Here is a 13,213-nt window from a genome sequence, read left to right on the forward strand (position 1 = left end):
CCGTTTGCCTTTGGCTATCGATACTTCAACACCTTGCGGATGCGGGCGTTGACGATGGGATCACGTTCCGTTTCGAGGCACGTCCGGAGCGCTTTGTTGAGTTCCGCATCGTTCATCGGGGCAATGACCGACACCGTTCTTAGTCGGACTTCGCGATTGTCATCGTTGAGCAGCATGACCAGCCAGGGACGTGGGTTGTCGATCCGTGACCGGGCAATCGAGTCGACCAGGGCGAGTCGCGAAACCGAATCGGCGGCAGCAACTTGGGTGGCTATCTCGATCTGTCGCGTGGAGAAACCTCGCTGGGTCAATTCACGCTTTGCCTTCTCGCGAAGCGGCAACTGTTCATGTCCGAGCCACTTGATCACCGACGGTGTGTCGTACGTTTCGAGTGGTGATTCGGTCAAATAGCTGGTGGGGACGACGGTTGGCGTTCGTCGCGAAACACCGGTTGAGTTTGTTTCTCGAGCGACGGTTTCGTGAATGTCGTTGAGCACGATGGCTTCGGTCGGATCCACCGGTTGCAATCGTGTGGCGGAGGATCGGTAGACCGACGGCGTTGTCTCGGTCGCTTGCGATCGTTCCTGCGGTTGGGGTGTAGGTGGTGGACGCGTTCCTGAGGAAATGATCTGTGGCTCCGCAATCGGCCAATCGGTCCAAGCGTCGAGGGCGTCGGCTTCCGAGACCGGCAACGGTTTGGATCGGACAGCGAGCCGGACGGGGGTTCGTGAGTCGAGCGGCTGATCGTCCAAAATGCTCGGACCGGCGCCTTCGGTGAGGGACATGCGAGAGAGCGTGTCGGTAGCCAAATGGTACAATTGGCGTGATGCTTCGTCCGATTCTTGGACGGATTCCATGATCGTTTGCTGGACCAGACTCGATGCCCATCCCGTGCGATCCTCGGGAAGGCTCAGTGAGACCTTCTGCATTGCCTCGATCATGGTTTGGTGATGCTCACGGGCGTCTTGCCACGGCAAAGAGGTCCAGCGATTTTGGGATTCCCGAAGCAGCTCGTAAGCCGTCCTGGCGACCTCGTTTTGTTCATCCATCAAACCGCTGACCAGTGGTTCGACCGATGGCAACCCGAGTTCAGCGATTTGAACCAGCCGTTGTTGTTTTTCGGGCGTTTGAAGCTGGCTGAACCCGCTCATCAAGCGATTGACGATCCACGTGCGACTGTAGTGGCCGGCCGCTACGGTGACCGCAAACAGAACGGAAACGATGACGAAAAATTTTGCAGCTGTCTTGAACGATGTCTTACCGGTCGCGTGGTTTCCATCGATATGCAGCGCAAACGGGTTGGGAAGTTCGCTGGAGTCGCCTGAGAACATGTCGGAATCGCCAAGAAACGAGAGGGAGTGCGGCCTCGGATTGTCGCGATTCCATTAGCCGGGAAGCAAGATCATTTGAGCGCGAAAACGAGGGTTGCAGCGGTATTTTTACAGCGGGCGTGCGCTCCAAAAACGCCCCGAGTTCAATGGAATTGCACGAGCGACCCTGTCGGTTGCCGATTCCGAAACCTTATGGCTTGGCGAACTTGGCCGCTTCGGTTTCGATCGCGCGCTCGTAGGCTCGGAGGTCGTCGCTTGTTTGTTGGGCAATCCGTTTGGGGACGTCGACGCCGTCGAGGCAATCGCCGATGATGACGCCGAGCCCCGGCAGACTCTGCTCGGTCACGGTCGATTGCGTCCAAACGATTTGACTGTGCTGGTCGATCAACAACAGCGTGCCCGGTGTGAGACCGAGTTGCTGGATCAGCTTGTTTCGGGTGTCGAAAACCATAGGCAAGCGAATCGCATTGCCCAGAGAGGCCTTGGCATCATCGGGGAGGGACCGAATCGAATCGTCGACGATTGCGACCACTCGCACCCGTTGGCGGATCGGGCCGGGAATTTGCATTTCCCACTGTTGTAGCAGTGCAGCTGCGGCAAGCGAAGTGGGGTCGCCGGTCAGGCAGATCATTGCGGTGATGCATTCAGAGTCGAGCGATCGGAGCAGCGGAGGTCCGAATGCAAAACGAAACGGCTTTCCGTTCTCTTCAAGGGGCCATCGATCGAGTGCACGACCCAATAGCGGTGTCGTGGCGTCAGGTGGCAAGGGCAGGAAACGGCTGACAAATTTGGGTTTGGAGGGAAGCGAATCGGCTTGGGGATTGGTGACGGGTGCGTCGAAAGTCGCATCGGTCAGCTCCAAGGCTAGCTCCATCGTTTGCGCGGGCTGATCGGCTTGGGCGGGGACGATCAGCGGCGGAAGATCGACTTGACGCACCAAACCTTGCCGAATATCGATCCAAAAGACGAAGCTGGAGGAATCGGCTTGCACCCGGATGGCTTGGCACGTTTGCTGCTGAATCGGTTTTTGTTCGCCAAATTCAAACTGGTGTTCGGGACGAAACAGATCGTTCATCGGCGGGTCAGCGAAAAGCCATTCCAATTGGGGTGGCGGACCGGCGAGACCCGCTGCAATCTTTTCGACCAAGATCGGGTCGGCCAACAACGTACGCAGGTCAGGTCGGCGTCCCACAGCGGGCTTGCGAAGTACCTGCGAATCAAAGTTGCTTGTCAAAGGGTCAACGATCCAAGCGGACAACCCATCACGATCGGACCAAAGCCGGGCGTCGTACGCACGCATATAGACGAGGTCATGGTTGAACCAAACGCTGAGCGGAGCGATCTCACTTTTCGAAACGCCCTGCTCGGTAAAGGTCAGTCGGACTTGGGCCGAATCGCGGTAGGAACCCGCGGCATGGTAACGAGAAAAGATGGTCTTGAGGTAGTCTCTGGGGGTGATGGCGGTATTTCCGACCAACCGGACAGGGCCAACCGATTCAGCGGGGGCGTATGTCGCGAGTGGCGAGCGTTGGTCACTCGAGTCACAGCCGGCCGCGAAAACCAACCCCAGGATGACGTGGGTCAGCACACGGGCGGTCCGCATCGCATGGCAACGCATGGATTTCGCTTCGGCAGCAACGGATGGACAAGCATTAAGGTTCTGCATGATGCCGCAGAGCCTAACGAAATGAAGCGTCCCGTCACAATTGCAACCAGGGTTTTGCAAGCAATTCGATGTGGGCGAAGGGAAAGCGACTTTTCCGATTGTTCGGGTCATGACGATTTTCTCGATTGCCGATCTTAGACCAATGCGAGTCTGCGCGCAGCAGCCGAAAGGGTTGCGCTCGCTAAGCAGATCTACTGTTCGATCGGGGGGGAAAGGATGAAACGACGGCTTTCACGACGCCAGCTTCTGGGGGTGATTTCAGCCAGTGCCGCAGCGATGGGGGTGTGCTCAGACGTTGCGCTGCTTGCTCAACCACCCAGGGTGGTTACGGCGCTTGCGCATGAAACCGTTTCGAGCCGCGCCATTCGGCTTGAGCCGCTTGCAGATCGGACGGCACATGTGGTGGTCACCGCCGTTGCTTCGGATCCCCGCGGCCAGTGGTTGGCGGTCGCTGGGGATGACCATGTGATCCGGATTCTCGAGGTCGCAACGCTGAGGGTGACACAAACGCTGCAAGGGCACCGCGACTTGGTCCGAACGCTTGCGTTTGACTCGACGGGGAACTCACTCGTTTCCGCTGGCAACGATGGCCAATTGATCGTTTGGGACCGGGCTCGTGCCTTCGAAATGGTCCAACGCATGCAAGACACGCCCGCATTGGCGTGTGTTCGTTTTGCACCAGGAAAAAACGAGATGGCTGCGGTTGGGTTTGACCGCAAAGTTTACATTCTGGGTCGTCCGATCGAGCGAACGCCTCAGTTTTCATGCGATTGCAATGATCTTCGTGCCGTTGCTTACCGCGACGATTCCCAAATGATCGCTGTCGGCGGGCGCAGCGGTGATCTGCACCTGTTCGATCCCGACACGGGCAATCTGATTGCTGACAAACATCTGCATGAGGGCCGGATTCGAGATCTTGTTTTTCATCACGATGCGAATCGGTGCGTGACGGTTGGCGAAGACGGCAAAGTCGTGGTGTACGACACAGAGAAACAAGAGATCGTTCAGCAGTTGGCCGTCACGACCGGCCGTTTGTTCACGGTCGCGGTGATCGACAGCCAGCATGTCGCCGTCGCGGGAAGCGACAACACGATTCGTATCGTCAATACCGATGATGGAACCGTGCGGCACGCCTTGCAGGGACATGTCGGATCGATTTCGACGCTAACCGCCAGTGGCGGAATGCTGTTTTCCGGAGGATTCGATGCAACGCTTCGCCGCTGGAGCATCAGTGAAATGAACCGTTCGCAGCAGCGAATTGCAGAAGGCGATCTTCGGATCGACCGCTAACCGAGAACGAAACAACCAAGTGCACACGGAGGTGCATCGGGTGATTTGGAAATTTGGACGCAAGCGAAAAAAAACAGTGTCGCGTACGAAAAATAAAAAACGACGGGTGATGGTTCACGAACGGCTTGAGATGCGTCGTTTGCTCGCCGCCGATCCGATCCACGTCGGTGTGGTTTACATCGAAACCGACTATTTGGAATCGGATCAAGATGTCGGCAGCGACTCGCGAGGCGATCGCTTTATCCTATCGTTCACGGGCGGCGCTGCAGGCACGGAGTTGTCAGAAGTTCGGATTCGCACCGATAAAGACGGCGACGGCATTTCGGTTGGCGATCCCATCTACGACACGGAGGTTGGAGGTCGTGGCAAGAACGGAGCCCATGATTTTCAAATCGTCCGAGCAGAGTCGACCGACGGCCACCCGATCGGTGCAACCGCTTCGGTCGAAGATGGGGGCCAGGAATTGGTCCTGCGGTTATCGGGTTTTCGTAGCGGCGACCGTATCGAGTTCACGATCGATGTAGACGAAGTGCTGCGCAATGTTGCCGATCTGGACCTGTTCAATAGTCGCCTCGACGTGATCACGTCGGGGCAGGAGTTCCAGGATTCCATTCTCGAAGCAACATTCAATGCGCCGCATTATGAAACCAGTCATGCCGATGCGATCTTCCTGAACGACTATGGCGACCCCGCGACGGCTCAGGGTCTGAATCTTCCGCCCGACGAGGGTCCGGGAACCGATAGCTTACCCAACCGGACTGCGGCGGCCGTTGGAACGACGAACCAGGTTCCCAAGCCGATTTCGATTTCAGGTCAAGTCTGGCTCGACAACAACCTCAACCAAAACCGCGACGCCAACGAACAACCGCTCTCAGGTGTCGAGATTGCACTTTGGAAATTTGATAGCAGCACGAACCGCTATGCGGATACGGGCAATCGAGCGACAACCGATAGCGACGGAGAGTACCTTTTCGCAAAAACTCTCGGTCTGTCACCGGGACGCTATCGTGTCGTCGAAACTCAGCCGGACGGTTTGTACAGCGTCGCGGCGATCCCAGGGACGGTTGCGGGTGTGGCGAGCGGAAGTGCGGAGTCGTTGGATATCCTGCGTGACATCAGCATTCCGCTGGGTGACACCGCCGCCATTCGTTACGATTTTGCCGAAGCCCAGCCTGCATCGTTGTCGGGATTCGTTTACCGAGACGACAACAACAACGGGATTCGCGAATCCGGCGAAGCTGGGATCGATGGTGTGCGCGTTCAATTGGTTCCGATCAGCACCCTTGCGCCGCAATCCACCGTCACCATGACGACGACCGCCAATGGAGCCTACCAGTTTACGGGCTTGGCGCCCGGATCCTACGAGGTGATCGAACTCGACCAGCCTGCCCATTTGAATGATGGCACCGATGCGGCTGGGACGGTTAATGGACAAGTCGTTGGCGTTGCAGAAAATCCCGGTGACGCGATCCGCAGCATCTCGCTCCGCGGCGCAGACGTCGGCATCGAGTACAACTTTGGCGAAACGGCGTTCGGTTCGATTTCCGGGACTGTCTTCTTGGTCGCACCGGGCCAATATTGCAACGGACAAGTCGATGCACCTGGGAATAAGCCGTTGGCTGATGTTCACGTGGTGCTGCAGGACGAATTCGGAACAATGATCTCGCAAACTCGTACCGGCGCCGATGGGGCCTATGAGTTCAGCGAAATGCCGATCGGAAAGTACCGGATTGTCGAGTTCACCCCCAGCGGGCTGTTGGATGGGCAATCCCATGTTGGAACGATCGATGGGGGCCGGTCCGGCACCTCGGTAGATGGTGGGTTGATTCAAGAGATCTCGATGACGGCTGCGGGCGTGGGGGTCGAATACAACTTCTGCGAAATCGCACCGGCGACGATTAGCGGGTTCGTCTACCATGACCGATCGGACGACGGGAATCGGGACAGCGGTGAAGAAGCGATTCCCGTGGCAAGCGTTTCTCTTGTTGACGAAACCGGAACCGTTGTGGCGACGACGCAAACCGACGCCAACGGTCGGTATGAATTCTTGGGCATCCTGCCCGGAACTTACCGAATCGTGGAAACTCAACCGGATGATTTCTACGACGGCAAAGACACGCTCGGAACGATTCGCGGCAAAACGACCGGTCGCGTCGGCAGTGATGGTGATTCCTTGGTCGACGTCGAATTGAAACAAGGCGACATCGGAATCGAATACAACTTTGGCGAATTAATGGGGGCTTCGTTAGCGGGACGCGTCCACGTCGACATGGACAATGACTGTACCTACGATGCGGGTGAACCGACGTTAGCGGGTGTCACGATTCAACTACTGGACGTTGATGGAAACCAAGTCGCACAAACAACGACCTCGGCCGATGGGACCTACCTCTTCTCCAACATCAAACCAGGCGAGTACTCGGTAATCGAAGGGACTGTGCAGGGATATTTCGAAGGAACCTCCCGGGCCGGTTCGGCTGGCGGCGTGGCTGATCCTCCCAACCGGATCGGCAAGATCAACTTGGCGAGTGCCGAAGTCGCCTTGAACTATGATTTTTGTGAAAAGCCACCCGCAGAAATCCGTGGCGTTGTTTTTGCCGATGCCGACGGTGATTGCCAGCGTGATAGTGGCGAAGTCGGAATCGGACAGGTTGTGGTCGAATTGTACGACAGTAGCGGCACTCGAATCGCCACCACCACAACGGACGCCAATGGCAACTACGCGTTCACTTTTTTGCCTGCTGGGGCGTACACGGTTCGCGAAATCCAGCCGAGCGGATGGTTGCAGGGGGGGCAAACCGCGGGCAGCCATGGTGGCGACGCATCGCTTACCGATAGCATCTCGAAGATCCCAATCGGCTGGGGAGATCGGTTGACGCAGTACAACTTCTGCGAAGTTGAGCCTGGCTCGATCGCGGGCGTCGTCTATGTGGATGCCGATGCCGATTGTGTGCGTGATCCTGGTGAAATGCCGTTGGCGGGGGTTGTGATCGAATTGAAAGATTCGACGGGCAAGGTGGTTGCGAAAACGACCACCGATGCACAAGGACGCTACACGTTCGAAGGGCTAGCGCCGGGCAAGTACGAGATCACCGAGACGCAGCCCGATGGCTACTTCCAAGGCGGTCAAACGGTTGGAACCGGAGGCGGCGAAGTGCTCGGCCAAGATCGTCTGGGGACAACACTTCTCGCCGGAGCCCAGCTCTCGGAATACAATTTTTGCGAAATTCCGCCGGCGTCGATTAGCGGGATCGTTTTCGTCGATCATGACGGTGATTGTGATCGTGATGCCGCAGAACCGCCGATCGCCGGAGTGACCATTCAACTTCGCAATGGGAAAGGCGAAACCGTCGCCACGACGCAAACGGATGCATTCGGGCGATACGAATTCAGCGGACTTGCGCCAGGCAACTATCAGATTGTCGAGCAGCAACCGACCGGCTACTACCAAGGCGGTCAAACGGTTGGAACCGGTGGCGGCGAAGTGCTCGGTGACGACTGGTTGGCCATGACGCTGAAACCAGGGCACCACGAAACCGATTATAACTTCTGTGAATTGCCACCTGGCTCGATCAGCGGTTTTGTTCACGTCGACAAAGACTCCGATTGTGTTGTCGATCCCGGTGAGCCGCCACTGTCGAACGTGACGATCGAATTGCGCGACGACCAAGGCAAGCTGGTCGGAAAGACGACCACGGACGCAAACGGTTTTTACAAGTTTGGGAACCTGCCGCCCGGGACCTATCATCTCATCGAACAACAACCCGAAGGCTACTTCCAAGGGTCGCAGAGCGTCGGCAGCGGCGGTGGTGAGGTGATCGAGCAAGATCACATGTCTTTGGTTTTGGATGCGGGTCACGACTTGGTCGATTACAATTTTTGTGAACGAGAACCGTCGCGGATCGCGGGTTCGGTTTGGAGCGAAACCGATCTCGATTCGACCTTCAACGCGGGCGACGTTAAGATTTCGGGCGTAACGATCGAGTTGCTTGCCCAAGATGGGACGGTGATTGCGACAACGCAAACGGATCTTCGTGGTCACTACGAGTTTGTCGATCTTGCGCCAGGCGTTTACTCGGTCCGCGAAACGCAGCCTTCGAGTTTGTTCCACGGCAGCCAGTTGCCAGGGTCGGCTGGCGGCACCGTCGGCGGTGACGACTTGATTATCGGCATTCTGCTATCGGGTGGGACGGACGCCGTGGACTATGATTTTCCTGAGATCCCACCGGCATCGATTTCGGGCTATGTTTTTCAAGATGGTGGCGCGATTGCGATCGATGAAGCGCCGGCTGCGGAACGGCTTCGTGAATATCGTGACGGATTGCTAACGCACGACGACGTGTTGATTGGCAACGTGACGTTGGAACTTCGTAATGTGCTTGGGCAACCCTTTTCAGCGGAGCGAGCGTTACCCGGCTCCTACTCGGGTGACGTCATTCGTGTGACAACGAATGAAATGGGCTATTACGAATTCACGGGATTGCGACCAGGGACCTACCACGTTTATCAGGTTCAACCCGACGACTACATCGATGGGCTTGATACGCCTGGAACGACGGGTGGGATCGCGGTCAACAAAGCCGACGTTGTGGATGAGGAAGGAAGCATCATCATTCAAACGCTCGCGCTCAATGATGCGACGGACCCGAAGGATGACGCGATCTTGAACATCTCGCTTAGCGCAGGTGGAATGAGCCAAGACAATAACTTCAGCGAGATCATTGTCACGGACGTCCAAATACCGCAATGGATCGAATCGCCTACGGAAGACATCCGGGCGGTTGCGCCGATTGAAACGTTCCAACAATTTGATCGAATCGTTTCCTTTGCCAATTTTGAGTCTTTCCGCCGGCCGTGGGTTTCGGACGATGAATGGGCGGTTTCCTGGCACCTCAGCGTCATCAATGGAGGGTTCCCACGCGGTGGAAACGATAGTCAATCGAACATCCAAGCCGTCAGCGCGACCACCCTGCAGGACAACTGGCGTGAGGGCGAACACAGCAAGGGTCGTTGGCTGATCGTCAATTCGGACGGCGAATTGATGGAAATCGCGGATCCGATGACCCTCGGCGAAGAAGACGCTGTCGCGTTGTCGGGAGACTTTGATGGCGACGGTGCGGATGAAGCGGTGCTGTTCGTCGCGGGTAACTGGTTTGTCGACATCAACGGAAATGGTCGCTGGGACCGGGGCGACATGTGGATCAAACTCGGTACCAGGTTGGATCGACCCGTTGTCGGCGATTGGGATGGTGATGGGAAAGACGACATCGGAATCTTCGGACGCCAATGGCATCGAGACCCTCAGCGGATCAAGAGGGACCCAGGATTGCCGGATCCGGAAAACACGCGTCGCCGCCAATTATCAGCGGACGAATTAGCACGGCATCACGAAGATCGCGGCGAAGATCGTCAGCGATTGTTGAGACGCGGCAGCACCGGTGCGCTTCGTGCGGATGCGGTGGACCATGTGTTCCAATATGGCGAACAAGTGGACACGCCCATGACAGGCGACTGGAACGGAGATGGAATCGACCAAATTGCGGTTTATCGCGGAGGCAAGTGGATGCTCGACAGCGATGGCGATGGCCGCTTGACGCGTCGAGATGAACGCGCCGATTTTGGTCGCCCAACCGACCAGCCGATCGTCGGTGATTTCAATGGCGACGGGATTGATGAGATTGCGGTGATTCGTGGAGATCAGTGGATCATCGATTCCGATGGCGATCGAAAAATCACCAGTAACGACAAGCGGATCGATGTGCCCCGAGGCAGTGACAACAGCCAACCGGTCGTCGGTGATTGGGATGGTGACGGCAAAGACGAGCCGGGGTACTACGACGAAGCGGCGTAGCTACGCGGCGCGGCGTTGGCTGATACGCGAGGGATTGTCCGAACGACCCAGCTGCATCACCGAACGGTCGCTGAGCGGATAACGGATCCGGGAGACGGCGTTCTGCATTGCGATCGCATCGCGGAAACGCCGATTGGGTACGGGGTCGATTGCTTTTCGAATCATCGCGACAAAGTCACTCGAAAGTCCTTTTCGTAGCTTTTGGTAGCCAGGCAGCGGGGCTTCGAAGGGATAATCGGGCAACTCCCCGGACAACAATCGATAGATCACTAGTCCCAATGAAAAGACGTCACTTCGGAACCCGGGGTGACCCATCGCTTGCTCGGGGGCCATAAAGCCGAGCGTCCCGGACGCGGACACTGGGTGCGCCGAGGTTTGGATCCGCGCCAACCCGAAATCGGTCAATTGGATGGTTTGCTTCGGAAACAAGATGAAATTCTCGGGCTTGATGTCGCGATGTAGCACCCGTTGTTGGTGGGCGAACGCGACCGCATCAATCATCTGCAATGCATAGTCGACGGCCGTGGCGCGAGCGATGCGGCGTGTCAGCCGGTCGGCCAAGGTCTCGTCGCCCATCGGGAACACCATCACAAAATGGCCATCGATGAACCTCGCATCTTTCAGCTTCAAGATTCCGGGATGGTCCAACTTGGCCATGATCCGCACTTCACGCTGCAAATCATCGATGGTTTGCGAGTTGGCCAGATGCCGGCTGTCAGGGATTTTTAGTGCCACACGCCGATCTTCGATGGTATCGTAAGCGGAATAGACGGTCGCAAAACCTCCCTCGCCTAACCGGCTGGCGATTCGATACTTGTCCAAACGTGCTCCCACGCGTAGCTGCTTCGGAGCATCCGCTTCTTCGCTATAAATTCTCAAAGATACAGCCACTGGCGACCTGTTGGTGAACATGGAAGGGGGACGATGCGTAAAGGGGTGATCGTCTGGAGTGCCGCGTTTGTTACAATATTAGTGGTCCTTCGCGGGAAAGGAGTGGTGCGAGCGCCACGCTCATTCCGTATAATCGGCATGCTTTGACGCCAAGACCCTTGGCGTTAGGGCCACCGGTGGCCCAGGTCATTGTGCCGACAGGTTCCCTGTGGAGCCTGGTTCCCAGCCGTTCGAGGTGCTGAACAAACGCATCTTCGTCATTCCCACCCCCTCTCCTTGTTCCATTGAGGCATCTGCTATGTCCCGTTCCAAATTCGCGGTGAATCGCCGTCAAGTTCTCGCCGCTGGCCTCGCCACGGGTTTGACCACCGCCGTTGCCCCGCGCGGGCTATGGGCCGCTAACGCCAACAGCGAAATCAACGTCGGCTTTATCAGTTGTGGTGGGCGTGCCATGCAATTGATCAGCAAATTCACACAAGTCGAAGGCGTCAACATCGCTGGCCTTTGCGATCCCGATGAAAAACGCTTGGACGCGGCCAAAGAACAGTTCCCGAAAGCTACGGGATGGACCGACTTACGAGATCTGATCAACAGTGACTCGATCGATGTCGTGGTGGTCGCGACCTGCAATCATTGGCACTGTTTGGCCGCGATCATGGCCATGGAAGCGGGCAAAGACGTTTATGTCGAAAAGCCATTGTCGCACAGCCAATGGGAAGGAGTCCAAACGGTCGCAGCCTCACGCAAATACGATCGGATTTGTCAGATCGGAACCCAGCAACGGTCCGATCCGATGCAGGCGGAGATCAAGGATTTTCTTCACAAACAAAAAGCGATTGGCGAGATCACGTCCGCGCGAGTCAATCGGTACGGCATTCGTCCGTCGATTGGCAAACGCAGCACGCCATTGGAAATCGAAAAGAACGTTGCCTACGATCTGTGGCTCGGCCCTGCTCAAGATGAACCGATCTACCGTGAAAAGCTGCATTACGACTGGCATTGGGACTTTAACACCGGCAGCGGCGAAATGGGCAACTGGGGCGTCCACGTCCTGGATGACCTTCGCAACAACGTTTTTCAAGATTCCGTGGCACTGCCAAAGCGGATCTTTGGTGGTGGCGGGCGGGTCGGATTGAACGATGCGGGCAACACGCCGAACGTTCATTTTACCTACTTTGATACCGGATCGATCCCCGTCGTCATCGGTTTGTCGGGCTTGCCTTCCGAAAAGGGCGGCAAAAGCAGCCCCAAGCATCCAGGTCCTGGCAGCGGATACATCGCCTATTGCGAAGGTGGACGTTTGGAAGGCCAACGAGGTGGTGCGTCCGCCTATGACAACGATGGCAAAAAGATCAAGGTCTTCAAAGGGGATTCGGGCGAAGGCAAACTCGCGGAGTCCCACCAAGCCAACTTCATTCGCGCGGTTCGCGAACATGACCGGTCGATCCAGAATGCTGAAATCAAGATCGGCAACGATTCGACCGGCTGGTGTAACTTGGCCAACATCGCTTACCGATCGGGTTCGCCTTTGACTGCTGCCGATGCCAACGGGCTGAAGCAACCTCAGTGGCAATCGTTGTTGGGAGAGATGCGGGCTCATTTGGCTGCCAACGACATCAAAATGGTGGATGGCGAGATCAAGCTCAGCCCGATGTTGGAGCTGGATCCCGAAACGGAACGTTTTGTCGGTGAGCATGCCGAAGCTGGCAACGCACTGCTGAAACGCCAGTACCGTTCGGGTTACGAAGTGCCGCAAATCGTTTGATTTTTGCACGAGCCGCGTCACGTCCAAGGCGACGAAACTCTCGAACACCGGTGGAAACACCGGTGGGCTCTGCGACGCCCTTTCGGGGTCGCTGTCTGGACGCGGCGGCGTTTCCCCGGGTCCGCTTGCAGCGACCCGGGGCTGCCATCTTTGATGCCGTTGGCATCATCAATAAAATCGACGTCCCCAGCGGAAGGGGGCGAGCGAAGCGAGGGGGGCAGCAACCGAAGACCCTCTTCCAGCGTTCAAACGCCGACCTCTCGCAAAGGGCTCGTTGTACCACATAAGTTAGACGCTTGAAAAATTTTTTGCACCTGGCCCAAAAGCGTTCCATGCGTTGGACAGGTCGTAGGATCTCTGGATTCCAACCCAAAGCGTTTGCGTCCCAGGATCGTTCTTTGGTCGATCGATGAAGCCGC

General features: G+C 56.9%; 6 protein-coding genes. 3 read left to right on the forward strand and 3 right to left on the reverse strand.

Annotated features, from left to right (window positions below):
• Positions 1–14: 14 nt before the first annotated feature.
• Entirely contained in the window at positions 15–1,331 is a 1,317-nt protein-coding gene (locus Poly41_RS18740) for a HEAT repeat domain-containing protein (protein ID WP_146528231.1), read from the reverse strand.
• 190 nt (positions 1,332–1,521) lie between these two features.
• Positions 1,522–2,997: a hypothetical protein gene (locus Poly41_RS18745; protein ID WP_146528232.1), complete on the reverse strand. Its 1,476-nt coding sequence runs from the start codon at positions 2,995–2,997 to the stop codon at positions 1,522–1,524.
• 216 nt (positions 2,998–3,213) lie between these two features.
• Between Poly41_RS18745 and Poly41_RS18750 the strand changes: the two genes are divergently transcribed.
• Positions 3,214–4,287, forward strand: a complete 1,074-nt coding sequence (locus tag Poly41_RS18750) for a WD40 repeat domain-containing protein (protein WP_146528233.1) — start codon at positions 3,214–3,216, stop codon at positions 4,285–4,287.
• Between the two features lie 109 nt (positions 4,288–4,396).
• Positions 4,397–10,138, forward strand: coding sequence for an SdrD B-like domain-containing protein (locus tag Poly41_RS18755; protein ID WP_390621451.1), 5,742 nt, complete (start codon positions 4,397–4,399; stop codon positions 10,136–10,138).
• Here the strand turns inward: Poly41_RS18755 and Poly41_RS18760 are convergent, their stop codons facing one another.
• Entirely contained in the window at positions 10,139–11,029 is an 891-nt protein-coding gene (locus Poly41_RS18760) for a serine/threonine-protein kinase (RefSeq protein WP_146528235.1), read from the reverse strand. It abuts the gene before it with no gap.
• 298 nt (positions 11,030–11,327) lie between these two features.
• Between Poly41_RS18760 and Poly41_RS18765 the strand changes: the two genes are divergently transcribed.
• The gene (locus Poly41_RS18765; RefSeq protein WP_146528236.1) at positions 11,328–12,794 is read left to right on the forward strand and encodes a Gfo/Idh/MocA family protein; all 1,467 of its coding nucleotides are present in this window, start codon (positions 11,328–11,330) and stop codon (positions 12,792–12,794) included.
• The last annotated feature ends 419 nt before the right edge of the window (positions 12,795–13,213 follow it).

The sequence above is a fragment of the Novipirellula artificiosorum genome, assembly GCF_007860135.1.
In the GTDB taxonomy this organism is placed as follows: domain Bacteria; phylum Planctomycetota; class Planctomycetia; order Pirellulales; family Pirellulaceae; genus Novipirellula_A; species Novipirellula_A artificiosorum.

What these genes read in the sequence shown, in the direction of transcription:
- Poly41_RS18740 (WP_146528231.1), bottom strand. Translation starts at nt 1,331, where the DNA reads ATGTTCTCAGGCGACTCCAGCGAACTTCCCAACCCGTTTGCGCTGCAT.
- Poly41_RS18745 (WP_146528232.1), bottom strand. Translation starts at nt 2,997, where the DNA reads ATGCAGAACCTTAATGCTTGTCCATCCGTTGCTGCCGAAGCGAAATCC.
- Poly41_RS18750 (WP_146528233.1), top strand. Translation starts at nt 3,214, where the DNA reads ATGAAACGACGGCTTTCACGACGCCAGCTTCTGGGGGTGATTTCAGCC.
- Poly41_RS18755 (WP_390621451.1), top strand. Translation starts at nt 4,397, where the DNA reads ATGGTTCACGAACGGCTTGAGATGCGTCGTTTGCTCGCCGCCGATCCG.
- Poly41_RS18765 (WP_146528236.1), top strand. Translation starts at nt 11,328, where the DNA reads ATGTCCCGTTCCAAATTCGCGGTGAATCGCCGTCAAGTTCTCGCCGCT.